At 66.6% G+C, this 26,359-nt stretch carries 26 protein-coding genes and 1 pseudogene; 12 read left to right on the top strand and 15 right to left on the bottom strand.

What is annotated here, in order from left to right; genetic code table 11:
• Positions 1-5: 5 nt before the first annotated feature.
• The 3 genes from rfbB (at position 6) to JX552_RS05910 (ending at position 2,206) form a co-directional block, all read left to right on the top strand.
• Positions 6-1,001: a dTDP-glucose 4,6-dehydratase gene (rfbB, locus tag JX552_RS05920; RefSeq protein ID WP_205876506.1), complete on the top strand. Its 996-nt coding sequence runs from the start codon at positions 6-8 to the stop codon at positions 999-1,001.
• A 1-nt stretch (position 1,002) separates the two neighbouring features.
• Complete coding sequence (rfbC, locus tag JX552_RS05915) at positions 1,003-1,623, top strand: dTDP-4-dehydrorhamnose 3,5-epimerase (RefSeq protein WP_205876505.1); 621 nt, start codon at positions 1,003-1,005, stop codon at positions 1,621-1,623.
• An 82-nt stretch (positions 1,624-1,705) separates the two neighbouring features.
• Complete coding sequence (locus JX552_RS05910; RefSeq protein WP_205876504.1) at positions 1,706-2,206, top strand: lipoprotein LpqH; 501 nt, start codon at positions 1,706-1,708, stop codon at positions 2,204-2,206.
• Here the strand turns inward: JX552_RS05910 and JX552_RS05905 are convergent.
• The gene (locus JX552_RS05905) at positions 2,203-3,483 is read right to left on the bottom strand and encodes an HNH endonuclease (protein ID WP_241010892.1); all 1,281 of its coding nucleotides are present in this window, start codon (positions 3,481-3,483) and stop codon (positions 2,203-2,205) included. The genes JX552_RS05910 and JX552_RS05905 overlap by 4 nt on opposite strands.
• Before the next feature lie 156 nt (positions 3,484-3,639).
• On the bottom strand, positions 3,640-4,287 hold the full coding sequence (locus JX552_RS05900) for a class I SAM-dependent methyltransferase (RefSeq protein WP_205876502.1): 648 nt from the start codon (positions 4,285-4,287) through the stop codon (positions 3,640-3,642).
• 126 nt (positions 4,288-4,413) lie between these two features.
• Here JX552_RS05900 and JX552_RS05895 point away from each other — a divergent pair, with 126 nt between their 5' ends.
• The 3 genes from JX552_RS05895 to mmsB are packed head-to-tail and all read left to right on the top strand — an operon-like array spanning position 4,414 to position 7,994.
• Entirely contained in the window at positions 4,414-5,934 is a 1,521-nt protein-coding gene (locus JX552_RS05895; protein WP_205876501.1) for a CoA-acylating methylmalonate-semialdehyde dehydrogenase, read from the top strand.
• Positions 5,935-5,939: 5 nt separating this feature from the next.
• Positions 5,940-7,100, top strand: a complete 1,161-nt coding sequence (locus JX552_RS05890) for an acyl-CoA dehydrogenase family protein (RefSeq protein WP_205876500.1) — start codon at positions 5,940-5,942, stop codon at positions 7,098-7,100.
• 9 nt (positions 7,101-7,109) lie between these two features.
• Positions 7,110-7,994 (top strand): 3-hydroxyisobutyrate dehydrogenase, encoded by an 885-nt coding sequence (mmsB, locus tag JX552_RS05885; RefSeq protein WP_205876499.1) that lies wholly within the window; start codon positions 7,110-7,112, stop codon positions 7,992-7,994.
• 684 nt (positions 7,995-8,678) lie between these two features.
• Here mmsB and JX552_RS31865 read toward each other — a convergent pair.
• From JX552_RS31865 to secY, 7 genes and pseudogenes are all read right to left on the bottom strand, one after another.
• A pseudogene (locus tag JX552_RS31865) lies at positions 8,679-9,242 on the bottom strand (PE family protein); the annotation flags it as partial.
• Between the two features lie 164 nt (positions 9,243-9,406).
• Entirely contained in the window at positions 9,407-9,907 is a 501-nt protein-coding gene (locus JX552_RS05875) for a MarR family transcriptional regulator (protein WP_205876497.1), read from the bottom strand.
• 26 nt (positions 9,908-9,933) lie between these two features.
• Positions 9,934-10,638 carry an anti-sigma factor family protein gene (locus JX552_RS05870; RefSeq protein WP_205876496.1) on the bottom strand — a complete coding sequence of 235 codons (705 nt, stop codon included), beginning with the start codon at positions 10,636-10,638 and terminating at the stop codon, positions 9,934-9,936.
• 40 nt (positions 10,639-10,678) lie between these two features.
• Complete coding sequence (locus tag JX552_RS05865) at positions 10,679-11,212, bottom strand: sigma-70 family RNA polymerase sigma factor (RefSeq protein WP_205876495.1); 534 nt, start codon at positions 11,210-11,212, stop codon at positions 10,679-10,681.
• Between the two features lie 44 nt (positions 11,213-11,256).
• Positions 11,257-12,054 carry a type I methionyl aminopeptidase gene (map, locus tag JX552_RS05860; protein WP_205876494.1) on the bottom strand — a complete coding sequence of 266 codons (798 nt, stop codon included), beginning with the start codon at positions 12,052-12,054 and terminating at the stop codon, positions 11,257-11,259.
• A 2-nt stretch (positions 12,055-12,056) separates the two neighbouring features.
• Complete coding sequence (locus JX552_RS05855) at positions 12,057-12,602, bottom strand: adenylate kinase (RefSeq protein ID WP_205876493.1); 546 nt, start codon at positions 12,600-12,602, stop codon at positions 12,057-12,059.
• Positions 12,599-13,927, bottom strand: a complete 1,329-nt coding sequence (gene secY / locus JX552_RS05850; protein WP_205876492.1) for a preprotein translocase subunit SecY — start codon at positions 13,925-13,927, stop codon at positions 12,599-12,601. Before secY ends, JX552_RS05855 begins: the two co-directional genes overlap by 4 nt.
• A gap of 307 nt (positions 13,928-14,234) precedes the next feature.
• Between secY and JX552_RS05845 the strand changes: the two genes are divergently transcribed.
• Both JX552_RS05845 and JX552_RS05840 read left to right on the top strand, forming a co-directional pair.
• Positions 14,235-15,170, top strand: a complete 936-nt coding sequence (locus JX552_RS05845; protein WP_205876491.1) for an SAM-dependent methyltransferase — start codon at positions 14,235-14,237, stop codon at positions 15,168-15,170.
• A gap of 2 nt (positions 15,171-15,172) precedes the next feature.
• Positions 15,173-16,096 (top strand): SAM-dependent methyltransferase, encoded by a 924-nt coding sequence (locus JX552_RS05840; protein ID WP_205876490.1) that lies wholly within the window; start codon positions 15,173-15,175, stop codon positions 16,094-16,096.
• Here JX552_RS05840 and JX552_RS05835 read toward each other — a convergent pair.
• From JX552_RS05835 to JX552_RS05820, 4 genes are all read right to left on the bottom strand, one after another.
• A complete protein-coding gene (locus JX552_RS05835) occupies positions 16,080-17,387 on the bottom strand; it encodes a cytochrome P450 (protein WP_205876489.1) in 1,308 nt (435 codons plus the stop codon). The genes JX552_RS05840 and JX552_RS05835 overlap by 17 nt on opposite strands.
• A gap of 3 nt (positions 17,388-17,390) precedes the next feature.
• Positions 17,391-19,199, bottom strand: coding sequence for a peroxidase family protein (locus JX552_RS05830; protein ID WP_205876488.1), 1,809 nt, complete (start codon positions 19,197-19,199; stop codon positions 17,391-17,393).
• 205 nt (positions 19,200-19,404) lie between these two features.
• Positions 19,405-20,070 (bottom strand): GNAT family N-acetyltransferase, encoded by a 666-nt coding sequence (locus JX552_RS05825; protein ID WP_205876487.1) that lies wholly within the window; start codon positions 20,068-20,070, stop codon positions 19,405-19,407.
• Between the two features lie 53 nt (positions 20,071-20,123).
• Entirely contained in the window at positions 20,124-21,461 is a 1,338-nt protein-coding gene (locus JX552_RS05820) for a xylulokinase (RefSeq protein WP_205876486.1), read from the bottom strand.
• Positions 21,462-21,491: 30 nt separating this feature from the next.
• Between JX552_RS05820 and JX552_RS05815 the strand changes: the two genes are divergently transcribed.
• Genes JX552_RS05815 through JX552_RS05805 form a run of 3 tightly spaced genes read left to right on the top strand, consistent with a single transcriptional unit; the run spans position 21,492 to position 24,085 of the window.
• Positions 21,492-22,472 carry an NAD(P)-dependent oxidoreductase gene (locus JX552_RS05815; RefSeq protein ID WP_205876485.1) on the top strand — a complete coding sequence of 327 codons (981 nt, stop codon included), beginning with the start codon at positions 21,492-21,494 and terminating at the stop codon, positions 22,470-22,472.
• Positions 22,469-23,119, top strand: coding sequence for an L-fuculose-phosphate aldolase (locus tag JX552_RS05810; RefSeq protein WP_205876484.1), 651 nt, complete (start codon positions 22,469-22,471; stop codon positions 23,117-23,119). Before JX552_RS05815 ends, JX552_RS05810 begins: the two co-directional genes overlap by 4 nt.
• Positions 23,120-23,173: 54 nt before the next feature.
• A complete protein-coding gene (locus JX552_RS05805) occupies positions 23,174-24,085 on the top strand; it encodes an MBL fold metallo-hydrolase (RefSeq protein ID WP_205876483.1) in 912 nt (303 codons plus the stop codon).
• A 194-nt stretch (positions 24,086-24,279) separates the two neighbouring features.
• Here JX552_RS05805 and JX552_RS05800 read toward each other — a convergent pair whose 3' ends face one another.
• Together JX552_RS05800 and JX552_RS05795 are read right to left on the bottom strand one after the other, a co-directional pair.
• Complete coding sequence (locus tag JX552_RS05800) at positions 24,280-24,447, bottom strand: hypothetical protein (RefSeq protein ID WP_205876482.1); 168 nt, start codon at positions 24,445-24,447, stop codon at positions 24,280-24,282.
• A 202-nt stretch (positions 24,448-24,649) separates the two neighbouring features.
• Positions 24,650-25,534 carry a helix-turn-helix transcriptional regulator gene (locus JX552_RS05795; protein ID WP_205876481.1) on the bottom strand — a complete coding sequence of 295 codons (885 nt, stop codon included), beginning with the start codon at positions 25,532-25,534 and terminating at the stop codon, positions 24,650-24,652.
• A gap of 74 nt (positions 25,535-25,608) precedes the next feature.
• Between JX552_RS05795 and JX552_RS05790 the strand changes: the two genes are divergently transcribed.
• Entirely contained in the window at positions 25,609-26,256 is a 648-nt protein-coding gene (locus tag JX552_RS05790; protein ID WP_431195922.1) for a class I SAM-dependent methyltransferase, read from the top strand.
• Positions 26,257-26,359 lie beyond the last annotated feature (103 nt).

Below are 26,359 nucleotides of genomic sequence, written 5' to 3'. Positions count from 1 at the left end.
TAGCCATGCGGCTGCTAGTCACCGGGGGGGCGGGCTTTATCGGGGCGAATTTCGTGCACAGCGCGGTGCGCGAACACCCCGAGGACTCCGTGACGGTCCTCGACGCACTGACCTACGCGGGACGCCGGGAATCGCTGGCCGACGTCGCGGACTCCATCAAACTGGTCGAGGGCGACATCTGCGACACCGAACTGGTTTCGGCGCTGGTCGCCGAATCCGACGCCGTCGTCCATTTCGCGGCCGAATCCCACGTCGACAACGCGCTGGACAACCCGGAGCCGTTCCTGCACACCAACGTGGTGGGCACCTTCACCATTCTGGAGGCGGTCCGCCGCAACGGGGTGCGGCTGCATCACATCTCCACCGACGAGGTGTACGGCGACCTGAAGCTCGACGACCCGCAGCGGTTCACCGAATCCACGCCCTACAACCCGTCGAGCCCGTACTCGGCGACCAAGGCCGGCAGCGACATGCTGGTGCGCGCCTGGGTGCGGTCCTACGGCGTGCGCGCGACGCTGTCGAACTGCTCCAACAACTACGGGCCGTTCCAGCACATCGAGAAGTTCATCCCGCGCCAGATCACCAACGTGCTCACCGGGCGGCGGTGCAAGTTGTACGGCAGCGGCCACAACGTGCGCGACTGGATCCATGTCGAGGACCACAACAGCGCCGTTCGCCGAATCCTGGAGAAGGGCGAATCCGGGCGTACCTACCTGATCAGTTCGGAGGGCGAGCGGGACAACTTGACCGTACTGCGCACGCTGCTGCAGTTGATGGGCCGCGATCCCGACGACTTCGACCACGTCACCGACCGCGTCGGCCACGACCTGCGCTATGCCATCGATCCGTCCCTGCTCTACAACGAATTAGGTTGGGCGCCAAAGCACACCGATTTCGAAGAAGGGCTACGCGCCACCATCGACTGGTATCGCGACAACGAATCGTGGTGGCGGCCGGTCAAAGACGCCGCCGAGGCCCGATACGAGAAGCGTGGTCAGTGAGATGAAAGTTCGCGAACTCAAGATCCCGGGCGCCTGGGAGATCACCCCTACCATCCACGGCGACCCCCGCGGCATGTTCTTCGAGTGGCTCACCGACAAGGGGTTCAACGACTTCGCCGGTCACAGTTTGGATGTGCGGCAGGCCAACTGCTCGGTGTCCGCGGCCGGTGTCTTGCGCGGCCTGCACTTCGCCGAACTGCCACCAAGCCAGGCCAAGTACGTCACCTGCGTGCGGGGCGCGGTGTTCGACGTGGTCGTCGACATCCGGGAAGGCTCACCGACATTCGGGCAATGGGATTCGGTGCTGCTAGACGACCAAGATCGCCGGACTGTCTACATCTCCGAAGGACTGGCCCACGGTTTCCTCGCGCTGCAAGACAATTCGACGGTCATGTATCTGTGCTCAACGGAGTACAACCCCCGGCGCGAGCACACCATCTGCGCCACCGATCCGGCGATCGGAGTCGACTGGCCGCTGGTGGACGGCGCCCCGGCGAGCCTGTCCGACCGTGATGCCGCGGCACCCAGCTTCGCCGACGTGAGAGCCTCCGGCCTACTCCCCACCTGGCAACAGGCCGAGGAATTCGCCGCCGGCCTGCGCCGCGGCGGCCACGGCGTCTGACACTGCATCTATGCGGCGGGAGCAACCGCCATCCATACTGCTTGTCGACACGTGCTGTGCTGATCACTCAAAGGAGACTCTGGTGAAGCGTGAGCTATTGATCGCTGTGGGCGCGGCGACCCTCGTCGCGAGCATGACCGGATGCTCCCAAGACGAGAAGTCGTCCGGGACCTCGTCAAGCTCGTCCGCCAGCTCGGGGACCTCATCGAGCGCGGCCGCATCCCCCAGCGCTGCCGCCTCCCCCGCCGCGGCCGGTGAAACAAGGGTGATCATCGGCGGCCAGGCCCAACCTGTCAGCGGACCGGTGGTGTGCGAGACGAACCAGGGCAAGTTCTCCATCGCGATCGGCGACATCATCACCGGCGTGATCGTCGGCCTGGAGCAGGACGGGTCCACCGTCCGCAGCGCCGGCCTGGGCACGGTCGACGGGGTGGTCCTGAGCTTCACCGAAGGCGCTCCCGGCAATAGCGCCAAGGCAACCAAGAACGGCAACGCCTATCAAATCACCGGCACCGCAACAGGTGTGGACAACGCCGGGCAACAGGTCAGCAAGACCTTTGAGGTCGACGCCACCTGCCCCTAGGCGGCGTGGAAGTCGATGAGTCGGATGCCGAGCGCGTCTTCGGCTGCGCTGGTGTGGACGAAGGTGTAGATCGGTGGTGCGGCGGATCGGTAGCGGGCGTCGGTGGGGGTGATGAATTCGGTGGTGTGTACGCCGTTGGCGTCGTGGGTGGTGACGCGCCAGCCGGGTGATTCTTTGGCGTAGTTGCAGCGTTCGCAGAGGCCTTGGCCGTTGGTGGCGGTGGTGGTGCCGCCGTGTGCGACGGGGGTGATGTGGTCGCGGTGGCGGATGGGGGCGTCGCAGTAGGGGGTGCGGCAGGTTTGGTCGCGCAGGTTGATGAACTCGGCCAGCGCGCGGGGGAAGGCTCGGGCGCGTGATTCCATGGCCACCAGTGCGCCGGTGGTGGGGTTGGCGTAGAGGCGGCGCAGGCTGGTCAGCGCGGTGGCATCGGCGTGCGCGGCGGTCAGCCAGCGGCGGGCTACCTCGGCGGGGATGGGGCCGTAGCCCTCGACGGTGGCGGGGTCGTTGTCGTTGCCGAGCAGGGCGCGGTCGGAGATGACGACGTTCAGGGCGATCGAGGCCGCAGTGGTGGCCGGGGTGGCGGTGATGCGCTCGACCAGGGTGTCGGCCATGACCTGGCCGCGGGTGCGGCCATCTGAGGTGGTGTCGGCGGCGCGGCGCAGCGCGGCATAGACCCCGACGCCCTGGGCCAGGGGTAGCAGGGCGTTGACCCGGGTCATGTTGTCCGGAGCCGGGCGGATGGTGACGGTGCGGTCTTCGACGGCGTGGGCGGCGCGATCGACCACGGCTTGTGCGTCAAGGCGGTAGGCGATTTTCTGGGCCGCGGCGGTGATGCGTTTGTCGCCCCACCCCGCGAGCTGGTCTGCCGCGGCGCATAGTTCGCGGTCCAGCTCGCGGCGGTCCTCGAGGTCCAGGCAGGCCGATTCGCGCACGATCAGGGTGGCTCGCCATTCGGTGAGCGCGCCTTGTTCCAGGGCGGCCAGGGTGCAGGGCATCTCGTGCACCAGGGCTTTGGCCAATCCCAGGTGCCGGCCTCCGCGTGCGGGGGAATCGTGGCGGGCCAACGCGACTTCGCTGGCCACCCCCCGGCCCCGTTTGGCAGCGGGTACCCCCGCCGCCGACTCCGCCGCGCGCCGGGCCGCATCCAGCGCGGCCGCCGCGCGGGCCTGCCCTGCGGCCGCAGCGGACTTGACTAGCTCCAACTGTCCGATGCGCGCGACCAGTTCCGCCTCGGTGGCGGCAGGGTCGACCCGCGAGAACCAATCGAGTTCGAACACATGTTCGATACTATCACACTCCGCCGTCCGAAACTTACGAGCCGGCTGAAATAGTGAGCACCCCGCCGTTATGCGCCTCTCACCCCGGGATCTCGTCGCGACCATCAATGGAGCACCGGTTCAGGACAACGGGCTACGGCCGCGAGGGCGCTGGCCTCAGCCCGACGGCGAAGCCGGCGTGCAGATCAACAGATGGGCCGGCAGGTGACTCCGGTCCAGTCGGCGGTGCTCGACAGCGAGTCCGGCGCGGCGCAGAGTCTCCATGACCTCGGCCACCGGACGGAGATGAAACCCGTGTCTGGTGGTCGGCAACGCCGCCATCACGTCGGGGTCGGCCAGTCCGACCACGATGCGGCCCGATCTGGAGACCACCCGGGCAAGTTCGGCGAACGCGCGATCCAATTCGGCGACGAAGTAGATGGTGTTGACGGTGATCACGCCACTGAGCTGTCCATCGTCGAAAGGCAGCTGGGTCAGGGATCCCTGCTGCAATGTCAGGTGTCCCCCCGCGATCTCACGCCGGTACCGACGCGCCGCACGAGCCAGCATCGTGTCCGAAATCTCGACACCGTGTACCAGGTCCGGCGGGTTGACGCTGTCAAGCAAGAGTTGCAGCCCGACCGCGCCCCCGAATCCGACATCGGCCACCTCACCTGCCGTTCGGGGTTGCAGCGCCTGCACCGCCGCGGCCACGAAGGCCCGGTTGCCACGATTGAGCAGCATGCCGATGAACCGCCCGCGCAGCCCGCTCGGATGGCCGAGCTGCTTGGCGATGCCAGCCATGACGGCGTCCCGGACGGTCATCTCACGAAGGTACGCCACGGGTTCGGCGACCGGCTCGTGCCAGGGCTGCTTGCCAGTGCACCGCACAATTACTAGGATATGCAAGTATCCTTCTGACTAACTGATTATTCGACTCTTGGGACAACCATGACCTCGCAGATTCCGCACTTCATCGACGGGCAGCGCACCGGCGGCTCCTCCACCCGCACCGCCGACGTTCTCAACCCAAGCACCGGTGAGGTGCAGGCCATCGTCCCGATGGCCAACCAGGCCGATATCGACGCCGCGGTAGCCTCTGCCGCCGAGGCCCAAAAGGGCTGGGCCGCTTGGAATCCGCAGCGCCGCGCCCGGGTGTTGATGAGATTCGTCGACCTGGTCAACAAGAACATCGACGAGCTGGCCGAGCTGCTGTCCCTCGAACACGGCAAGACGGTGGCGGACGCTAAAGGCGACGTCCAGCGTGGCATCGAGGTGATCGAATTCTGCATCGGCATCCCGCACCTGTTGAAAGGCGACTACACCGAGGGCGCCGGCCCGGGCATCGACGTCTACTCGCTGCGCCAGCCACTCGGCGTGGTTGCGGGCATCACCCCGTTCAACTTCCCGGCGATGATTCCGCTGTGGAAGGCCGGACCGGCCCTGGCATGCGGGAATGCGTTCGTGCTCAAGCCAAGCGAACGTGACCCGTCGGTCCCCGTGCGGCTGGCCGAACTGTTCCTCGAAGCCGGCCTGCCACCGGGCGTGTTCCAGGTGGTCCACGGTGACAAGGAAGCCGTCGACGCGATCCTGCAGCACCCCGACATCCAGGCGGTGGGTTTCGTCGGCAGTTCCGACATCGCCCAGTACATCTACAGCCAATCCGCCGCCACTGGAAAACGTTCGCAGTGTTTCGGCGGCGCCAAGAACCACATGATCGTCATGCCCGACGCCGACCTAGATCAGGCCGTCGACGCGCTGATCGGAGCCGGTTACGGCAGCGCCGGCGAACGCTGCATGGCGATCAGTGTCGCCGTCCCGGTCGGTGAACAGACCGCGGACCGATTGCGCGCCAGGCTGATCGAGCGCATCAACGGCCTGCGTGTCGGACACAGTCTGGACCCCAAGGCCGATTACGGCCCGCTGGTCACCGAGGCCGCGCTGACCCGGGTGCGCGACTACATCGGCCAGGGCGTGGAGGCCGGCGCCGAACTGGTCATTGACGGACGCGAACGCGCAAGCGACGACCTGACTTTCGGTGACGCCAATCTCGAAGGCGGCTTCTTCATCGGCCCCACCCTGTTCGATCACGTCACGCCAGAGATGTCCATCTACACCGACGAGATCTTCGGACCGGTGCTGTGCATCGTCCGCGCCCACGACTACGAAGAGGCACTGCGGTTGCCGTCCAAGCACGAATACGGCAACGGCGTGGCGGTGTTCACCCGCGACGGCGACACCGCACGGGACTTCGTCGCCCGGGTCCAGGTAGGCATGGTCGGCGTCAACGTCCCGATCCCAGTTCCAGTGGCATACCACACGTTCGGCGGTTGGAAGCGGTCCGGCTTCGGCGACCTCAACCAGCACGGCCCAGCGTCGATCCAGTTCTACACCAAGGTCAAGACCGTCACATCGCGCTGGCCGTCCGGTATCAAAGACGGTGCCGAATTCGTCATTCCCACAATGAATTAGCGATCATGTTCACTCTCAACGACGAAGAACGGGTGATCACCGAGACGGCGGCAGCCTTCGCCGACAAGCGGATGGCCCCGTATGCACTGGAATGGGATGCCACTAAACACTTCCCGACCGACGTGCTGCACGAAGCCGCCGAGCTGGGGATGGCGGCGATCTATTGCCGTGACGACGTGGGCGGCAGCGGGTTACGCCGCCTGGACGGGGTACGGATCTTCGAACAGTTGGCCATCGCCGACCCGGTCACCGCCGCGTTCCTGTCCATCCACAACATGTGCGCCTGGATGATCGACAGCTTCGGCACCGACGAACAGCGCAAGGTCTGGGTGCCGCGACTGGCGACCATGGACGTCATCGCCAGCTACTGTCTGACCGAGCCCGGCGCGGGGTCGGACGCGAGCGCGTTGAGCACCCGTGCGGTCAAGCAGGGTTCCGATTACGTGCTGGACGGCGTCAAGCAGTTCATCTCCGGCGCGGGGGCGTCCGACGTCTACGTGGTGATGGCACGCACCGGCAGCGACGGCCCGCGCGGCATCTCGGCGTTCGTCATCGAAAAAGACACTCCTGGGCTGAGTTTCGGCGCGATGGAGGAGAAGATGGGCTGGCATGCCCAGCCCACCGCACAGGTGATTCTGGACGGTGTGCGGATCCCGGCCGACGCCATGCTCGGCGGTGCCGACGGTGAGGGCACCGGGTTCGGTATCGCGATGAACGGCCTCAACGGCGGCCGGCTCAACATCGCCGCCTGCTCGCTGGGCGGCGCGCAGTCCGCGTTCGACAAGGCCGGCGCCTATGTCCGCGAGCGTCAGGCATTCGGCTCCGCCCTGCTCGACGAACCCACCATCCGCTTCACCCTTGCCGACATGGCCACCGGACTGGAGACATCGCGAATGATGTTGTGGCGGGCCGCGACTGCGCTGGACGATGACGCCGCCGATAAGGTCGAGCTGTGCGCGATGGCCAAACGCTATGTCACCGACACCTGCTACGAGGTGGCCGACAAGGCGCTACAGCTGCACGGCGGCTACGGCTACCTGCGGGAGTACGGTTTGGAGAAGATCGTCCGCGACCTGCGGGTGCATCGGATCCTGGAAGGAACCAACGAAATCATGCGGGTGGTCGTCGGCCGGGCCGAAGCCGCACGCTTTCGGGCCAGCGCCTAGAGGGGCACCATGACAACACGTCTTGCGATCGCGTTCCTGGGGCTGGGCAATATGGGCGCGCCGATGGCAGCCAATCTGATCGGCGCGGGCCATCTGGTGCGCGGCTACGATCCGGTACCGACGGCCGCAAGCGCCGCCGCCGACAAGGGTGTCACAGTGTTCGGCACCCCCAGCGAGGCGGTGGCCGATGCCGATGTCGTGATCACCATGCTGCCCAACGGCGATGTGGTCAAACGCTGCTACGCCGAAGTGCTGCCCGCCGCGCGCCCCGGGGCGTTGTTCATCGACAGCTCCACCATCTCGGTCAACGACGCCCGGGAGGCGCACGAGCTGGCCGGTTCGCACGGGATGGCGCAACTCGACGCACCAGTGTCCGGTGGCGTCAAGGGAGCGACGGCCGGGACATTGGCTTTCATGGTCGGCGGCGAGCCCGACGCCCTGGAACGCGCCCGCCCGGTGCTAAAACCGATGGCGGGCAAGGTGATTCACTGCGGCGATGCCGGAGCCGGTCAGGCCGCCAAAGTGTGCAACAACATGGTGCTGGCGGTGCAGCAGATCGCGATCGGCGAGGCGTTCGTGTTAGCCGAGAAGCTCGGCCTGTCGGCGCAGTCGCTGTTCGACGTGATCACCGGGGCGACCGGCAACTGCTGGGCGGTACACACCAATTGCCCTGTGCCAGGACCGGTTCCGACGTCCCCGGCCAACAACGACTTCAAGCCCGGCTTCGCGGCGGCGCTGATGAACAAGGACCTGAGGTTGGCGATGGACGCAGTCGCCTCGACCGGTTCGGCCGCGCCCCTTGGCAGCCACGCCGCCGAGATCTACGCCAAATTCGCCGCCTCCCAACCCGATAAGGACTTCAGCGCGGTCATCGAAATGCTGCGGGGCGGCTGAGTCACCGAACACCTCGAGACCGAAAGTGCGGCCGGCCATTCGGCGGCGCGCACTCCGATCAGCGCCTCCACCCGCCGACTACGTCAACCCGTCGAGGCCCAACAGCAACCCTCCGGCTCCGGCGACACCACTGGGACCTGGTGTGCCACCAACCCCACCACTGCCGCCGTTGCCACCGTTACCGATCAGCACGGCATTACCACCAGCCCCACCCTTGCCGCCGGGCACCGCACCCAGAGCAACTCCACCGGCGCCGCCAGACCCGCCGTCGCCGAACAATCCGGCCTTGCCGCCGGCGCCGCCGACCCCACCAATGCTGCTCAGACCGCCGGCCCCGCCGGCCCCACCGTTGCCGGAGAGAAGGCCGGCATCGCCGCCGGCTCCCCCTTGACCTCCCGTGCTGGCTACGCCTGTAGCGCCACCGCCGGCCCCGCCGCTACCACCCGACCCGAGTAGCGTCCCGGCGCCTCCCGCCCCGCCGGTTCCGCCGATGCCAGCTGCCCCGGTGGCGACCCCGCCGACCCCGCCGATCCCACCGGTTCCGCCTTTGCCGGTCCCGAGCCCACCGACCCCGCCGGCCCCGCCGGTGCCGAACAGGCCGCCGGCACCACCTGCGCCGCCCGTACCGCCCAGCGCCCCTCCGAACCCGCCGGCTCCTCCGGCCCCGCCCCGTCCGAATAACAATCCACCGGCCCCGCCGGCCCCACCCGGTTGGGCGCTGCTGTTGCCGGCGGTGCCACCGGCCCCACCGTTGCCGAACAAGCCCGCGGCTCCTCCAGCACCGCCCGCGACGCCGACCGCGCCGGATCCGCCCGCGCCACCGTTGCCCATCAACCACCCGCCGGCCCCATCGGCCGCACCCGACCCCGGCGCGCCGTCAGCGCCGTTGCCGATCAGCGGGCGTCCGGTCGCCGCCAAGAAGGGCGCGTTGATCGCGTTGAGCAACGGGCTGGTGATCGACGCGGCACTGGCCGCCTCAGCAGATGCGTATGACTCCGCGCCCGCCGTCAAGAGCTGCACAAACTGGTCATGGAATGTCGCCGCCTGCGCACTGAAGCCCTGAAAAGCTCGACCGTGCGCCTCGAACACCGCTGCTATCGCCGCGGACACCTCGTCGGCACCCGAGGCCAACACGGTGGTCGTACGCGCCGCCGCGGCCGCATTCGCCGCGCTGAGAGTCGAGTTCACCCCGGCCAGCTCCGTGGCCGCTACGCCGAGGAACTCGGGCAGCACATTTACAAATGACATCAGACACCTTCCCGAATAGGCTCATGATTCATTCGCGACGGCAACCCAGAGAGCACCAGATTTCGACGCCGTCGAGTCAGCAGCGGATTCGATCGGCAAATACGGGTGTGAAACCGCGTTTTGCCGATAGTTGACGTGCGTTTTTGCCCGCCGCACCGGCTGAGTCAGAAGTCCCCCGCGTTGCGCCGTAACGTCTCGATAGACGACACCAACGCCCGCGACTCGGCCGCGTCGATCCCGATATCGGCGAACACCTGCTCGTTGAGCGTCACCGTGGCGTCCTCGACCGTCGAGCGGCCCAGCTCGGTAATCTGGACGAGCGTGGTGCGCCCGTCGGTCGGGTGCGGCGCCCGCTGCACCAGACCGTCTGCTTCCAGCCGCCGGATCGCATGCGTGACGCTGGTGACGTGCACCTGCAGTCGATCCGACGCCTTAGTGATCGGCAGCGCCCCGGTGCGGCTGAACGCCAGTAGCCGCAGCAACTCGTAGCGGGAGAAGCTCAGATCGTAGGGACGCAGCGCGGACTCGACGCGGGCCAACAGGATCTGGTGCGCGCGCATCACCGATGTCACCGCGACCATGCCCTGCGAGACATCGCCCCATCCCGCACGCTCCCAATTGGTCCGCGCCGCAGCGATGGGATCGCGCTTCGCAGAGTCAGCCACGTCCCTTTCTTACCGCACCGGGCACGTTACATCGAACGTTCCAGCAGAACCTGACCGCTGTCGGCGGCGACCACCTGCACCGCGGCGATCTGCTCCATCGGGGTCGAGATGCTGCCGGCCGGGGTGGCGCTGTGACCGGGTTCGGCCACCCAAGTCGCCAGTCGAGTGTGGCTGCCGTCGCGGCCCACCACCACCATGGCCAGGGTGTCGTGCGGGGCGTCGGGCGGCGCCAGGCAGAAGCACTTCAGGTTGATGAAGGTCCCCCAATTTTCGCTGGACAGGGAGATCGTTGACGTCAGCAGCTTGGTGCCGACCTGAGCCATCGGCTGTGCCGAGGTGGTCGACTGAGAATGCGCGGCGACATAGCCGTTGACCCCCAACAGGACACCGATGCCCAGCACCACCGCCGCTGCGGCGGAAGCCAACCAGATCAGCCGGGTGCGACGGCGCCGCCAGCGCACCATCTCCAACAGCGACGGCAGCAACTCCGGTTCCGTCGGCGCCGGTCCAGCCTCGTTGATGGCGGCCACGTCGTCGCGGCTCAGCTGCGATAGCAACGCCGGAATGCCGCCGAGTTCGGCGACGGCTTCGCGGCAGGACGGGCATTCGGCCAGATGCGTCTCGAATTCGCGCCGCTCGGCGCTCGACAGCGACCCCAACACGTAAGCGGCATCCCACGTCGCGTAGCGGTGCGTGTCGCCGGAATGTTCTTGCCTCACCGGACCCGTCATGTCGTCCACCTCCTGTCAAGCTTCAGCGTTCGGGGTCGCGTCATCGCGTGACTCCCAGTTCCTGCAAAGTGAGCCGAAGAGCGCGCACAGCGTAGTGCAAGCGCGACTTCACGGTTCCCTCCGCGATATTCAGATCGTTGGCGATTTGTGCTGTGGTCCAGCCCCGGTAGTAGGACCGCTCGATCACGGCCCGGTGTTCGACGGACAGCTGAGCCATCGCCTCGGCGATCAGCAGCCGGTCCAGCGCCGCATTCACCTCATCCGGCGTGGACTGCTCGGGCGCACCGTTCTCGTCGGTCGAGCCGACGACGTTGCGGAACCGCGCGCTGCGGCGGTCGTCGATGATCATGTTGCGGGCGACGGTGAACAACCAGGCCCGAGCCGAGCGCTCGGTGTCGCCGATCACTTCAGGATGCTGCCACGCCCGCAACAGCGTCTCCTGTACGACGTCCTCGGACTGGCTGGCGTCGCCGGTCAACCGCAACGCATACCGCCACAGCACGGCCGCATGCTCGTCGTAAAGAGCTTTCATCAGAGCGGCTTCAGCAGCTCCGGTACCGGCCACACGAGCCACCCGATCACCTCCCGCATACTCTACGAGTCGCGTCGAGGATTGGTTCAAACCGTGAGTATCCGCGGGCCGTCCTCGGTGACCGCCACGGTGTGTTCCCAATGCGCGGCGCGCGAGCCGTCGACGGTGGTGACCGTCCACTGGTCGTCGAGGATGACGGTCTTTCCCGTCCCCAGCGTCAGCATCGGCTCGATGGCCAGCACTGAACCGACCGCCAGGGTGGGACCCCGCCCGGGCGAACCTTCGTTGGGCAAGAAGGGATCCATGTGCATCTGCCGGCCGATGCCGTGGCCGCCGTAGCCCTCGACGATCCCGAACCGGCGGTCGTAGCGGGCCGCGGCGGCGTGCGTGCCGGTTTCGATGGCGTGCGCAACGTCGGTCAGCCGGTTGCCGACGACCATCGCAGCGATCCCGGCTTCCAATGAATCCCGGGTGGCCTGCGAAAGGGCCGCGTCGGCGGGGATCAGGTTGCCGACGCCGAAGGTGACGGCCGCGTCGCCGTGCCAGCCGTCCAGTACCGCGCCGCAATCGATGCTCACCAGGTCCCCGGGTACCAGAACTTCGGCGGCGGACGGGATGCCGTGCACGACGCGGTCGTTGACCGATGCGCAGATCGAGGCCGGGTAGCCGTGATAACCGAGGAAGGACGGAATGGCGCCGGCCTCTCGGATCACCGACTCGGCGATCTCGTCGAGGCCAAGCGTGGACGCGCCGGCCACCGCGGCCGATTGCACGGCTTTGAGGGCGGCCGCGACGATCGCCCCGGCCGCGGCCATTGCATCGAGCTCACCGGCAGTGCGCTGCGGTACCACCTTGCGGCCCCGCAGCCGTGCCAGGGCGCCCACGGCTACTGGCCCAGAGCTTGCAACGCGCGGGCGAAGACCTCGTCCAAACTACCGACGGCGTCGACAGTCTTCAGTTCGCCGCTGTAGTAGTCCAACAGTGGGGCGGTTTCTTCGCGGTAGACCTTCATCCGGTTACGGATGACCTCTTCGGTGTCGTCGGCGCGGCCGCGGCCCGTCAGCCGGGTCAGCAGCTCGTCCTCGGAGACCCGGAACTCGACGACCGCATCGATGTCGGTTCCCCGGCGCTCCAGCATCTCGTGCAGCGCCTTGGCCTGCTCCACCGAACGCGGGTAGCCATCGAGGATGAAACCGTTCGCGGCGTCCGGGTCATTGAGCCGGTCGTCGACCAGTTCGTTGGTCAGCGAGGACGGCACCAGGTCGCCGGCGTCGAGGTAGCGCTTGGCCTCGACGCCCAACTTGGTGCCCTGCTGGATATTGCTGCGGAACAGTTCACCGGTGGAGATATGCGGGATCCCCAACTTTTCGGCCAGCTTCTCGGCTTGCGTGCCCTTGCCCGCCCCAGGCGGCCCCAGCAATACCACTCTCACTTGAGGAACCCTTCATAGTTGCGCTGCATGAGCTGACTCTCGATCTGCTTGACCGTATCCAACCCGACGCCAATCATGATCAGAACCGCGGTACCCCCGAAGGGTAGATTCTGGATCCCGCCGCTGTTGCCGATCTGCAGGAACAGGTTGGGCAACACCGAGATGACACCGAGGTAGATCGAGCCGGGCAGGGTAATCCGGCTCAGCACAAAGCGCAGATAATCAGCGGTCGGACGCCCAGGCCGAATGCCGGGAATGAAGCCGCCGAATTTCTTCATTTCGTCGGCACGCTCGTCGGGATTGAACGTGATCGACACGTAGAAGTACGTGAAGAAGATGATGAGGCCGAAATAGATGCTGATATACACCGGACTGCTCGGGTCGGAAAGGTAGCTTCCGACGAATTTGTCCCACCAGCTGTGGCCGCCGCCGCCGCCGCTGCCGCTGCGGACCAGCTGTGTGATCAGATTCGGAATGTAGATCAGGGAGGACGCGAAGATGACCGGGATAACGCCGGCCTGGTTGACCTTGAGTGGCAGGTAGGTCGACGTTCCGCCGTACATGCGCCGGCCCACCATGCGCTTGGCGTACTGGACGGGGATTCGCCGCTGGCCCTGCTCGACGAACACGACGCCGACGATGATGACCAGCGCGGCGGCGCACACCGCCGCGAAGATCATCCCACCCCGGCTCTGCAGGATCTGGTTGCCTTCGGCCGGAATGCGGGCCGCGATGCCGACGAAGATCAACAACGACATGCCGTTGCCGATGCCGCGTTCGGTGATCAACTCGCCCATCCACATCACCAGCGCGGCGCCGGCCGTCATCACCATCACGATGACGATCTCGGAGAAGATGGTCTGGCTGGCCAGGATGTCCAGCGAGCAGCCCTGCAGCAACCCACCGTTGGCGGCCAGCGCCACAATGCTGGTGGCCTGCAGAACGGCCAGCGCGATCGCCAGGTAGCGCGTGTACTGCGTCATCTTGGCCTGACCGGCCTGGCCCTCCTTCCGCAGCTCTTCGAAGCGCGGGATCACCACGGTGAGCAGCTGCACGATGATGCTCGCGGTGATGTACGGCATCACGCCAACCGCGAACACGGTGAGCTTCAGCAGGGCTCCGCCGGAGAACAGGTTGATCAGCGAGTAGATCTGACCGGCCTGGCCGCCGCTGGCTTCCTTAATGCACTGCTGCACGTTGGGAAAGTTGACGCCGGGTGAGGGCAGCGCGGCGCCGACGCGGTACAGGATGACGATGCTCAGCGTGAAGAGGATTTTTCGTCTCAGGTCGGCTGTCCGCAGCGATGAGATGAAAGCCGAAAGCACTCTTCCTCCTGCGCAGCCGAACTCTGGTCGCGGCATGCCAACCGGGACCGGCCGGCTTGTTCCAATGTCTAATAGTTCCCGGGTTCATCCCGCGTCACGCGCCCAACACCAGCAGGCCAGGACCTACGGCCCACCAAGATCCAAGCGCGTCAAACCGTGTACGAGACTAACAGCTGGTGCGGGCCCGTCGGTCCAGGGTGGCCTTCGCCCACAGGAGGTGGGGATTTTTCCGGCGTACAGTCTGAGTAGCTCGTTATATTTGCTAAGTATTAGATCGCACTTTCTCGGGAGCAGGTAGATGACCCAAATGGGCAGCGCACGGTACGAAGGCGACACCTGGGACCTGGCGTCCAGCGTGGGTTTGACGGCCACCATGGTCGCGGCGGCGCGTGCCGTGGCGGCCAGAGATCCCCATGGGGCAGGCGCGGTAGCCACGGATTCGTTCGCCGAGCCGTTGGTCCGCGCAGTCGGCGTCGACTTCTTCTCCAGGCTGGCCAGTGGCGAGCTAGAACTGTCCGACCTCGATGAAGAGACGGCGACCGGCACCGTCCACTTCGCCAACGCGATGGCGGTCCGCACCCGCTTCTTCGACGACTTTTTCGCCGCCGCGACCGCGGCCGGCATCCGGCAGGCCGTCATCTTGGCCGCAGGCCTGGACTCCCGAGCGTTCCGGCTGCCCTGGCCGTCCGGCACCACGGTGTTCGAGGTTGATCAGCCGCAGGTGATCGAGTTCAAGACCGGGACACTGTCAAACCTGGGCGCCCAGCCGACGGCGGACCGGCGCACCGTGGCCGTCGACCTGCGGGAGGACTGGCCCGCGGCGCTGCGTGAAGCCGGCTTCGACCAAAGCCTGCGCACCGCGTGGATCGCCGAGGGGCTGCTGGGCTACCTGCCGGCCGACGCCCAAGATCGGCTGCTCGATCAGATCACCACGCTGAGCGTGTCCGGAAGCATGTTCGCGACCGAAGGCCTGTTGGACATCAATCAGCTCAACCAAGAGGAACTGCGCACCCGGATGAAGCGGCAGAACGAGCGGTGGAGCCGCCATGGTCTGGACTTCGACATGGCCGCGCTGGTGTATTTCGACGATCGCACCGACGCGGGCACCTACCTGGCCGCGCACGGCTGGCAGACCTCGAGCATGCGCAACTCGGACCTGTTCGCCCAGCACGGCCTGGAGCCGGCAACCGGAGACGACGCCCCGTTCGGCGAGGTGGTCTACCTCAGCGCGGAGCGGCAGTAACCATGGCATCCACCGAGCGGTCCGCCGGGGACAGCTGGGACCTGGCCTCGAGCGTGGGAGCAACCGCGACCATGGTCGCCGCCGCCCGTGCGGTGGCCTCGGCCCAGCAGAACCCGATCATCGAAGACCCGTTCGCGGCGCCGTTGGTCCGAGCGGTCGGGCTCGATTTCTTCACCCGCCTGATCGACGGCGACCTACCGTCAGAGCAGGTGCTGCCCGACGCGGCCGACGCGCGTGACCTGCAATTCGAAACGGACTCGATCGCGGTGCGCACCCGCTTCTTCGACGACTTCTTCCTCGACGCAGCCCGGGACGGGGTGCGTCAGGCGGTGATTCTGGCCGCCGGCCTGGACGCCCGAGGTTATCGGCTGTCCTGGCCCCGGGGCACCGTGGTCTACGAAGTCGACCAGCCCCAGGTCATCGAGTTCAAGAACGCGGCCATGACGGCGTTGGGCGCCACTCCCTCCGCCCACCGCAAAGCGGTCAGCATCGATCTGCGGGACGACTGGCCGCAAGCGCTGCGCCACAACGGATTCGACTCGACGCAAGCGACCGCCTGGAGCGCCGAGGGCCTGCTGATGTACCTGCCACCCGAAGCGCAGGACCTGCTGTTCGACAACATCACCGCGCTCAGCGGACCCGGCAGCAGGGTCGCCACCGAATACCATCCCGACTCGAGCGTGCCCGTGAGTCAACGCGCCGAGCAGTTCAACCAGCGCTGGGCGAACCTGGGTTGCGACATCAACCTGTCGGACCTCTTCTACCACGGTGAGCGCCACAACGTCGTCGACTACCTGACGGCCGCCGGCTGGAGCGTCACCACCCGGCCGCGACGGGAGTTCTACGCCGACTACGGTCGCGTCTTCCCCGATGACCCCGACTCGGCATCCCTTCGCAACATCGTCACCGTTACCGCGACACGCTGAAGCCGTACAGGTCGAAACCGTGCGGCAACGGCTTGGCGGGGTTGAGCCCGTGGCCCGAAAGGCTAGTGGCGCCGGCGTCGATCAGGTGGGCGAGCACCGTCTGGCCCAGGAATATCGACAGGTCGGCCCCGGGACACACCTGCGGCCCGTGGCTGAAGAAGTTGTACGACCAGTCGTTGCCCGCGTCTCCGCTGACCCACTCCCCCGGCGAGAACCGGTCCGCGTACGGGATGCGTTGGCGGTTGCGGTGGTTGAAGACGTTGTAGATCAGCACTTGGGTTCCCTCGGGCAGCACGGCGCCGTTGGGGAATTCGACGTCGCGGGCGGCGACCCGGCCGAACAACTGCGTGGTGGGCCACAGCCGCATGGTCTCGAACAGGCACCCGGCCAGGTACTCCAGCTTGGCGATGCCCGCGGCGGAGCCGATGTCGGCGTCGGCCGTCTCGGCGCGGACCTCGCGTAACTGCTCGTCGTGACTCGACAACACCCCTAGGGTACGAAAAGTGTTGGCCGCCAGCGTGTCTCCCATCGCGAACATCCAGTGCACCAACTGGCCGGCCGGCGCCGAACCGGGGTCGGGAGCCTGCGAAACCAAGGCGGCCAGAGTGCCTTCGGGCGGGTTGGCGAGATAACTCTCGATCCGCGCGATGAACTCGCCGTACTGCGGCGCGGGCTCGTCTGGCATCTTGTTGCCTGCCGACATCATCTCGCCGAGCATCTCGGTGAGGCCCGCGTCGTCGGCGGCGGAGTCGCCGAACAGCACCCGCCGCGTCAGGCGCTGAAACGCCTTGTTGACCGTCGGCCAGTCGATCTTGTCGCCGGCCAGCTCCGTTGCGATCTGGACGGCGACGTCGAGGAACGGTTGCGCAAGCCGGTGCACCTGTTTGCCGGTGTCCAGCACGGCCTCGGCGAATTGGCGCCGTTGCTCCCACTCCCGACCCTTGGACAGAGTCAATGCCTCGGGCTGAAATGCCGTCATACCCTTGCGCTTTGCCTCCGGATCGCAGGCGAACGGGTCCGGGGAGCCACCCAGCACGAACTTCAGATCGTCGGGATGGTGCACCAGCAGCGCCTCGTCCTTGGCGACGCGGACATAGAACGGCGCCGGACCGTAGCTGCGCACCATGCCGTCGACCAGCTGGTAGCCGAGGTAATCGGCTTTCACGGTCGAGGCCACCCGGCTGGGCAGCTCCCGCTTGTTGAACAGCCCCAGGACCACGTTGGGGACGGCGACCTGCGCAGTGAACCTGATGCCTTCCAGCGTGGACGCGTGCTTGAAGTCGTCAGCCACGGGCTAGGACCCCCAGGGGATGTAGGCGCGCACGGTGTCGGCGAGTTGCACCACTTTGCGCTTCTTCCCCTCGGCGGGCGCACCCAGCTTGGGCCACGGCGCGAACACCCGCTCCACGTCGCCGATCACCGTCTCGAGCTCCGGATAGTGGCGCAGCAGAACGTCTTTCATCGTCGTATGGTTCACCCAGTCGTAGCCGACCTGGGTGTAGACCTCGGGCCGGAAGTCCTTGGTGAAGAACCGGTCGCTCTTCAGCCGGCGTGACGCCATCAGGATGAAAATGCGAAATGCGGTGTCGGAGAAACCGAAACCCTTCGGCGGCTGCTCGGCCTGCATCCCGATCTGCAGATCGACCGCGTCGACGTCACCGTGGTAGACCTCGCTGATCTCCTTGGCCCACTGCTTGTTGGGAGTGATGTCGTCGATGCTCTTGCGGCGTGGCATCCGCAGAGCTTCGCGGAAGTCGTTGTAGCGGGGCACACCGCGTTCGCGGTCGCGGACGATATCCAGCGTGGCCAGGTCGGTGACCTGGCCGTCCACCCGGGTCAGTTGACGCAGCGCGTTGGGATAGTTGTGCAGGCACACCGCACCGGCACTGGCCAGGCCGAACGAATACCACATGTCGCCGAATTCCATGCGGTCCATGAAGTCACGCGTGAACCGCCCCTGCAGCTCGGTGAATTCGCGCTTCTCGAGGTGTTCGCCGGAGGCGAGCGAGAAGAAATTCCAGTCATCGGGGATCAGTGGGTGCATGCGGTAGACCGAGACGAATTCCTCGGTCAGGGAGAACGGCGCGGAATGGTGATCGGTCGGCGAGCCGATGATTCCCGAAAGCGCTTCGCTGTCGCCGACCCGACCGATCCGGTCCCGGAACGTCTCACCCAGGGCCCCATACCAGTTGGCGTTCATACCGATCTGCAGGGCAGGATGGCGCAGCACGCACGTCGTCCATTCGACGGTGTGGATCTTGGCGATCAGCGCCGAAACCACCAGCACACCGAGTTCGAAAAGGCGCTGGTCGTCGAAGCTGGGGTAGGCCTTCTTCAGGGCGTCGCACACGGCGTTGTGCTCGCGCGCGAAAAGCGTGTGCAGGATGCCCACTCCGACCCACCAATTCTCCCGCATGCCGGTGAGGTCGATACCGGGAATGTCGCTCTTGGGCAGCCTGCCGTCGTCGCCGACCTTGATCTTGCCGTCGACGAAGGTTCGCACCTCCGCCTGGCGGTCCTTGCCGCTTCCGTAGATCTGCGACCCGTCCCACCAATGGGTTTCGACATTGTTGAACACCGGCGCCGGGCAGCCGTCGATGATTTCGCCGCGCGGCGGAATGGTGCAGCGAATCCGCATCGGATTCTCGGGAAATTCGTCGCCCTTGCGCAGCGGGATGTCGATTGTCTTGTCCGCCAGGCCATCGCCGTGGAAGAACCAGTTGTGGTTTTCGAACTGCAGCCAGGCCGCGGCCAGCGCGTTGATGATTCCGGCGGGCTTGAACTCGTCGCGTGCCATCAGCCTCCGGCTGATCAGCCGCGGGTCCGGGTCGAGCAGTCGCTTGGTGTCGGTGACCGTCTTGGCCAAAGGGACGTTGCGCCCGAAGCCGGTTCCCTTTGCGCCCATCCACGGTTCGGAGAGGTCGTTCCAGGTGCCGTCCGGTGTTCGGGCGCGCTTGACTTCCTCGGTGGCCTCTCCGAGGTCCTCCTTGGGGCGGATTCCGTCACCCTCGAACAGGTTGTGGTCGCGCAGATCGTTGCGCAATCCCGCCAACGCCTTGAGTTGCAGAACCAGCGAGGGGTGCTCGTACCATTGACGACTCACTTGGACCACCGTTCTCTGGAAGTTGCCGAGGCCCACCGGAAATTCGAAGAAAATACAAGGAAGACAACGGGTTCCACGCCAACTCGGCAGCTGTGCTGAACCGATGGCACATGACCCTCCGCCAATGGGCTGTGACGGTAATACGGACGGCTTGATCTTAAGCGCGTGTGACGAGCGTGTAAATGAAGTTACGTCCTAACAGGGGTTACCCGGGGTTGGCGGCGGGTGCCCGAACAACCATCGGCACGGCCGGAAAGGCCCATGCCATCTCCGAGCGCGACTTGCGCAGCGCCGCGGTTCCGTAACCCTTCTTCCGGTGCTCTGGGTGGATCCAGATCCGGACGTTGACCTCACCGTTGAGTAGTTCGCCGAACACCATGCCGACTTTCTCTCCGGAATCTTCGGCCACGAACCACACGGCCTCTTCATCGTGCAGGCGCTTGAGCGCTTTGGTGATTTCGTCGTCGATGCTGCCGGCGGGTGCGCCGGATCCATCGCCAGCAGCCTTGATCTCGTCGGTGCGGGTGGTGAAGATGTCGCGGTCCGACGCGGCAGAGAAGGCGCGCAGCTCCAGGGTCTCGCCCGAACTTGCCGGCCGCTCGCTGAGCGTGAAGCTGAGTTGCTTGTTCAGGTCGTCGAGTTCGGCCAGGATCTTCGCGCGGGCATCCTGGGTGAGTTGCTCGAACGACATACTCATGACGGCTTCGGCCGCGAGGTGGGAGGTGCCGAGCAGCGCGACGATGGCCTCGACCGCCGCTGGCTTGTTCTTGGCCTCGACGATGGCGTCGGCGACCTCGTGGCGCCGTTCCAACGCGGCAAGCAAAGCGTCTGCGATCTCTCGACGGGCTGCGGTCTGGTCGTGGTCAGTCATTGCACTAGCGTAGAACGAGGGACCTCGGTCCGCGCCACCAGTCAGGCCACGAGTCAAGCCAACCGGGATCCGCTGAGCTCCAGGAAGCGGCGGTATCGATCCTTGGTCGGGCGAACCCAGTCGGGACGCGGTTCGACGACCCGCTCCACCGCGGCCCACCGCGCCGCGTCGGTGATCACCGACTCCAGTCCGACCGCCATCCGGCCGAGAAACGCGGCGCCGAGTGCCGCCCCTTCGGCCACCGCCGACACCTCGACGGACCGCCCGGTCGCGTCGGCGATGGCCTGCATCCACGGGTGCACGCGGGTGCCGCCCCCCGAGGCGATGATGCGACGCACCGGCGCACCGCTCAACTCGAGGATCTGCCGGACGACGAAACCCGACGCTTCGTAAGCCGCCCGGCGCAGGGCTGCGGCGTCGTGGGTGAGATCGACCCCGTGCAGCGCCGCACGCCGGTCCGGATCGTGGAAAGGCGTGCGTTCACCACGGATGTAGGGCAGCCACACCGGTACCCGCCGCGGGTCGGCCTTCAGTGAATCCGACTGAGCAACAACGCGATCCACCCAACCGAGGAACATTCCGCCGGCATTGCTGGCCCCACCGATCTGATTCTTGTCGGCTGCGGTGTGGGGAATGGTCCACAAGCCGGGCACCTGCCGGGCCTCGGGGACGGTGATCCACACGATCAGGGTGGTGCCGCACAGGACCAGCACGTCACCGTCGTGATCTGCACCGGCGACGATCTGCTCGCACAGGGCGTCGATGGCGCCGGTCCCCAGCACTGCGGTCGTTCCGCGTACCTGTCCGACCGGTTTGCCGAACGTCTCGACCCGGGGCATCTGATCGACGGTGGCTCCGCAGTCAGCGAGGGCCGCCGGGTTCCACCCGGTACCGTCGAACAACGGCAGCGAGGTGATCGCGGTGGCAAAGTCGATCACCGCCTCGCCGGCCAGTGCGTGATTGGCGACGGCAGGCGCCGGCCAGTACCCGGCCGCCCCGGGCGCCTCGACGGCCGTCCAGCGCAGGAACTCGGCGGCCTCGCCCACGGCGGGCACAGGGTGGGCGACGGCGTCGGCGACCCGGCCGCGGGCGTCGCCGTACAGGAGGCCGGGAGTGAGGGGCCGGCCTTCGGCGTCGACCGCGGTCATCGACGGCACCATCGACGACACTGCCACCGCTTTGGCATCCGGTCGGTTCAGCCGGCCCAGGGCCGTGACGGGCCCCTCGCGCCACGCCTCTTCCGCGTTGTGCTCCAGCCGATCGGGGGCCGGAACCAGCAGCTGATGGGGAATTCGCGTCCGCGCGTGCACCCGGCCGCTCCCGTCGACCGCGACCGCCTTGGCCGCTGTCGTGCCGACGTCGATGCCGATTGTGACGTCTTCGCGTGACACGGGCGCCACGGTACGCCAGCATTGGATTTCGTGACATCTCGTCCACGCGCCCTGGTGACGGCCCCGCTGCGCGGCCCGGGGTTCGCCAAGCTCGCGGAACTGGCCGACGTGGTCTACGACCCTTGGATAGATCAGAGTCCGCTGCGCATCTACAACGCCGACCAACTGGCCGAGCGGATCACCGCTGAATCTGCCGATATCGTTGTGGTGGAAAGCGATTCGGTCAAGGGGCCGGTGTTCGAGGTGGGCCTGCGGGCGATCGCCGCCACCCGGGGCGACCCCAACAACGTCGACGTCGCCGCTGCCACGGCGGCCGGCATCCCGGTGCTGAACACCCCGGCCCGCAACGCCGATGCGGTTGCGGAGATGACCGTCGCGCTGCTACTCGCGGCCACCCGCCGGCTGGTCGCCGCCGATGCGGATGTGCGCAGCGGCAACATCTTTCGTGAGGGCACCATCCCCTATCAACGCTTCCGCGGCGGAGAGATCGCCGGGCTCACCGCGGGGCTGGTGGGCCTGGGCGCGGTCGGCCGGGCCACCCGGTGGCGGCTGTCGGGCCTGGGCCTGCGGGTCATCGCGCACGACCCGTACTGCGACGACGCTCACCACACCCTCGAGCGGTTGCTGGCCGAATCCGACGTCGTCTCCCTGCATGCACCGGTCACCGACGAGACCGCCGGCATGATCGGCGTCGAGCAGTTCGCGGCCATGCGCGACGGCGTGGTCTTCCTCAATTCCGCACGAGCCCAACTGCACGACACCGACGCCCTGGTCGACGCGCTGCGCGCCGGCAAGGTGTCGGCCGCCGGCCTGGACCATTTCGTCGGAGAATGGCTGCCCACCGATCACCCGCTCACCGCGATGCCCAACGTGGTGCTCACCCCGCACATCGGTGGCGCCACGTGGAACACTGAAGCGCGGCAGGCTCAGCTGGTCGCCGACGACGTGGAGGCGCTGCTGGCCGGCGACAGACCCGCCCATATCGTCAACCCGGAGGTGCTGGGCTCATGAAGTTCGTGGAGGGGGCCGAGGACGCCGTGCTGGCGGCCGCCAAGGACATGCTGCGTCGCGGCCTGGTGGAGGGCACCGCCGGCAACATCTCGGCCCGGCGCTCGGACGGCAACCTGGTGATCACGCCCTCGTCCGTCGATTACGCCGACATGGTTTTGGACGACCTGGTGCTGGTGGACCCGAACGGCGCGGTGTTGCAGGCCAAAGACGGCCGCACGCCCTCGACCGAGATGCAGCTGCACCTGGCCTGCTACCAGGCGTTCGACGATGTCGGCAGCGTCATCCACAGCCACCCGGTCTGGGCCACTATGTTCGCCGTCGCGCACCAGCCGATCCCGGCCTGCATCGACGAGTTCGCGGTGTACTGCGGCGGGGACGTGCGCTGCGCCGAGTACGCCGCATCCGGCACCCCTGACGTCGGCGCCAATGCGGTCAAGGCGTTGGAAGGACGCGGCGCGGCGCTGGTCGCCAACCACGGCCTGGTGGCCGTGGGAGCACGCCCCGACAAGGTATTGCACATCACCGCGCTGGTTGAACGCACAGCCCAAATTGCTTGGGGTGCAAAGGCACTGGGCGGGATCGTACCGGTTCCCGAGGAAGTCAACGGCAATTTCGCCGGCGTGTACACCTACCTGCGCAGCAACTGACGCCGGCCTGCGCCGGGGATGTGTCGGTTCATTCGCTCGCCGAGGAGGAGGTGAATGGCTGTGGTGCAGCTCGGACGCGCCAGAGTGACACGGGTGCTGGAGTCGCGGTTCGACCTGCCGACCCGCACCTTTCCGCACACGCCACCGACCGGCTGGCGCGACAACGCCGACCTGCTGGCGCCGGATTTCTTCGACCCCGACGCCGATCAATGGCACATCGCGATCCAGAGCTGGGTGATCGAGGTCGACGGCCTGACCGTGGTCGTGGACACCGGCGTCGGCAATGACCGGACTCGCCCGCAGATGCCACCGCTGGACCACCTGAACACCGGGTATCTGGCCGCGTTGCAATCGGCGGGCGTGGATCGGAGCGCGGTCGACGTGGTGGTCAACACCCACGTCCACTCCGACCACGTCGGATGGAACACCATGCTGCGCGACGGCGACTGGCTGCCGACGTTCCCCAACGCCCGATACCTGGTGCCCGGTCCCGACTACCGCCACTTCCACCCCGACGGAGTGGCGGCACAACGGGTTCCGCGCACCGAAGAGGAGGAGCTGCAGCAGCTCGGTAACCGCCTGGTGTTCGAGGACAGTATCCTGCCCGTGGACGGGCAACTCGTCCAGTGGTCGGACGACCACCAGATCTGTCCTTCGCTGCGGCTGCGGCCCGCACCCGGACACACCCCCGGCTCCTCGGTGCTCTGGCTCGACGCCGGCTCACCGGCGGTCTTCGTCGGCGATCTCACCCACAACCCGATACAGGTGCGACGCCCTGACGATCCCTGCGCCTTCGACGTTCATCCGGCGGCCGCCGCGGTCACTCGCCGGCGGATCTTCGCCGAGGCTGCGGCGGCCGGTGCAGCCGTCGTGCCTGCGCACTACCCGGGTCACGGCGGGGCGACGCTGCGCGCGGTCGCGGACCGATTCGAAGTCGAGCGCTGGCTGGACATCGAGCCGCTTTAGTTCAGGCGCACCGGCACGGATTCGTACACGGTCACGTTGTTGCCCAGGTGCGGCAACCGCAGCGTGGGCGTGCCGACCTCAGTCTCATTGGTGGGCAACAGGATCTCGGCAAGTGCAGCGCAACCGGACGAACAGCTCGTCGGGAAACTCCGACGCCCACCAGGTGGGGTCGGCCAGATCGATTGCCGTATCCGTCACGCCGCCCCCTCAGTCTCGTTGCGCAGACCACTGAGGATCAGACCCAAGCCGTAGGAGAACGCCCGTTCGCTCGGTCCGTCGGTGCTGTGACGCAGATGTTCCAACTGCACCGAGCCCAGCAGATGGACATCCAGCGCCGCGTGTGCCGCTTCGAAATGGTCCACCGGCAACATCGGCAAGCGCGCGCTGGGGATGTTGCTCGACCGCGACGAGTTCGACGTGGTGGGTGTGCATGCGTTCGGAGCGGGAACGTCGGTTGTGACGCCGGTGTTCTTGCGGGCCGAGAATCAATGGGGCTCAGTGCAAACGTCATCCCGTTCGTGTGCGTGGCGGCATCGGGGGCGATAGCCCCGACCGACCTGCTTGTCACCGATTCTCGGGGGGCGCTGGCCTGACGGCGCCCTGCGCATGGCCGGCACGCCATTGACGAGGCGAGCCGCCATGGGCCCGACTGAAAAGCCGGCTGAAATATCCGGCGTCAAGTATGCCGACGCGTCTGGCGACTTCACCGATGGGCAGATCGGTCTCGGCCAACAGGTCGCGGGCTTCGGCCATACGCCGTTCAATGATCCATTCCTGCACCGTCCGTCCGGTGCGGCGGCGAACGACCGTGGTCAGGTGCCCGGGCGTCATTCCCACCTCGATGGCGACGTCGCGCAGCGACAACGACTCGCCGTGGCGGCGGTCGATCACCGCGAACACGTCGGCCAGCAGCGGCTCGCCGCTGCGGCGCAGATCGTCGACGATGTCGCCGGCCAGCCTTGCCAACTCGATCAGCAGCAGGGTCAGGTGCGCCAGCGTGGCTTGTCGATAGCTCTGCTGACGTGCTGCCAGCTCGCTTTCGATCGACGCGATCGTCCTATCCCACACTTCTTTTCGTTCGGCGGGCACCTCCAGGCGCAACACCCCGCCGGACTGCCCGTGCAGGAACGGGAACAGCAGTGGGTGTGTCTGCCACGCCGGCCAGGGCGACCGCCCGTCCTCGCCGAGGGCAACCGGATCGAAGAACACCGCGATCCCGTCGCCGACGGGAAAGACGTGCCTCGGGTCGAGGACCTTGCCTGGGGCGGCCACGTATACCGCTCCCGCCTCGGGCACGTACCACAGTGCGGGGAAATCGTGGATGTGCGGACGGCCCTCGGCGAACTCGTGGTAGCGCACCACCGAGACAGGAGGTATCTCCGGGTCCGTCCGGTAACGGTAGACAGGCACGCCATCGCGATGCCGACTGAGCCGGGTGGCCTGTGTCATTCCGCCAAAGATAGTCCAAATTCTGGCGATGATCGCCCAATACAGTTCCTCTACAGCCAACAACTATAGATTTTGTGACTAAACATCATCCACATGACTACCTGCCGGCCACCGGCCACACAGCGCTATTGCCCGCCTATGACCTGATCTCGCAGCTGATGGGATTCGACAGCGTCTATCGCAGGCTCATCGCGCAGGCCGAGCTGGCCGATGGCCAACACGTCCTGGAAATCGGTTGTGGCACAGGCAACGTCATCATCCGCGCCAAGCGATCGCGCCCCGGAATCGACGCGGTCGGATCCGACCCCGACCCGTCGATTCTCGTTCGAGCGCGGCGAAAGGCAGCCGGAATGACCGGGATTCGATTCGACCATGGCTATGCCCAGCGGTTGCCCTATAGCGACGGCGAGTTCGACCGGGTGTTCTCGTCGATGATGCTGCATCATGTCGGAGCAGACGCAAAACCCGAAGTAGCCGCGGAGGCGTTTCGCGTGCTGCGTCCGGGTGGGCGTCTTCATCTGGTTGACATGGCCGGCGGCGAACACGCTCACCATGGCCTGCTGAGACGACTGATGAAGCGCAATCCCCATTTTGCCGAGAACGTCGGCGACGCGATCCCGCGATTGCTGAGTGAGGCCGGGTTCCAGTGCACAAAGGTGGCCACCCAATCGCAACGCGTGGTCGGGCAGCTCGCCTATTACCAGGCCATCCGCCCGGCGTAGCGGACCATGCTGAGCGGGATCTGGGCGGCACTCGGTCCGGAACGCGATGTTCCTCTCGATAGCCAGCGGTTTGGCCGCACCCCCAGGTGGCCCGCGTGTCACT

Source organism: Mycobacterium gordonae, assembly GCF_017086405.1.
Taxonomy (GTDB): Bacteria; Actinomycetota; Actinomycetes; order Mycobacteriales; family Mycobacteriaceae; genus Mycobacterium; species Mycobacterium gordonae_D.
Note: the sequence above shows the minus strand (reverse complement) of the source record. Positions and strands in the feature narration are given on the sequence as shown.

Bases quoted from the DNA above. Each gene is read 5' to 3' on its own strand.
- rfbB (WP_205876506.1), top strand. From the start codon at position 6: ATGCGGCTGCTAGTCACCGGGGGGGCGGGCTTTATCGGGGCGAATTTC.
- JX552_RS05870 (WP_205876496.1), bottom strand. From the start codon at position 10,638: ATGACGGGTCCGGTGAGGCAAGAACATTCCGGCGACACGCACCGCTAC.
- JX552_RS05805 (WP_205876483.1), top strand. From the start codon at position 23,174: ATGGCTGTGGTGCAGCTCGGACGCGCCAGAGTGACACGGGTGCTGGAG.
- JX552_RS05895 (WP_205876501.1), top strand. From the start codon at position 4,414: ATGACCTCGCAGATTCCGCACTTCATCGACGGGCAGCGCACCGGCGGC.
- JX552_RS05900 (WP_205876502.1), bottom strand. From the start codon at position 4,287: ATGACCGTCCGGGACGCCGTCATGGCTGGCATCGCCAAGCAGCTCGGC.
- JX552_RS05795 (WP_205876481.1), bottom strand. From the start codon at position 25,534: ATGACACAGGCCACCCGGCTCAGTCGGCATCGCGATGGCGTGCCTGTC.
- JX552_RS05845 (WP_205876491.1), top strand. From the start codon at position 14,235: ATGGGCAGCGCACGGTACGAAGGCGACACCTGGGACCTGGCGTCCAGC.
- JX552_RS05840 (WP_205876490.1), top strand. From the start codon at position 15,173: ATGGCATCCACCGAGCGGTCCGCCGGGGACAGCTGGGACCTGGCCTCG.
- JX552_RS05890 (WP_205876500.1), top strand. From the start codon at position 5,940: ATGTTCACTCTCAACGACGAAGAACGGGTGATCACCGAGACGGCGGCA.
- rfbC (WP_205876505.1), top strand. From the start codon at position 1,003: ATGAAAGTTCGCGAACTCAAGATCCCGGGCGCCTGGGAGATCACCCCT.
- JX552_RS05810 (WP_205876484.1), top strand. From the start codon at position 22,469: ATGAAGTTCGTGGAGGGGGCCGAGGACGCCGTGCTGGCGGCCGCCAAG.
- mmsB (WP_205876499.1), top strand. From the start codon at position 7,110: ATGACAACACGTCTTGCGATCGCGTTCCTGGGGCTGGGCAATATGGGC.
- JX552_RS05825 (WP_205876487.1), bottom strand. From the start codon at position 20,070: ATGACTGACCACGACCAGACCGCAGCCCGTCGAGAGATCGCAGACGCT.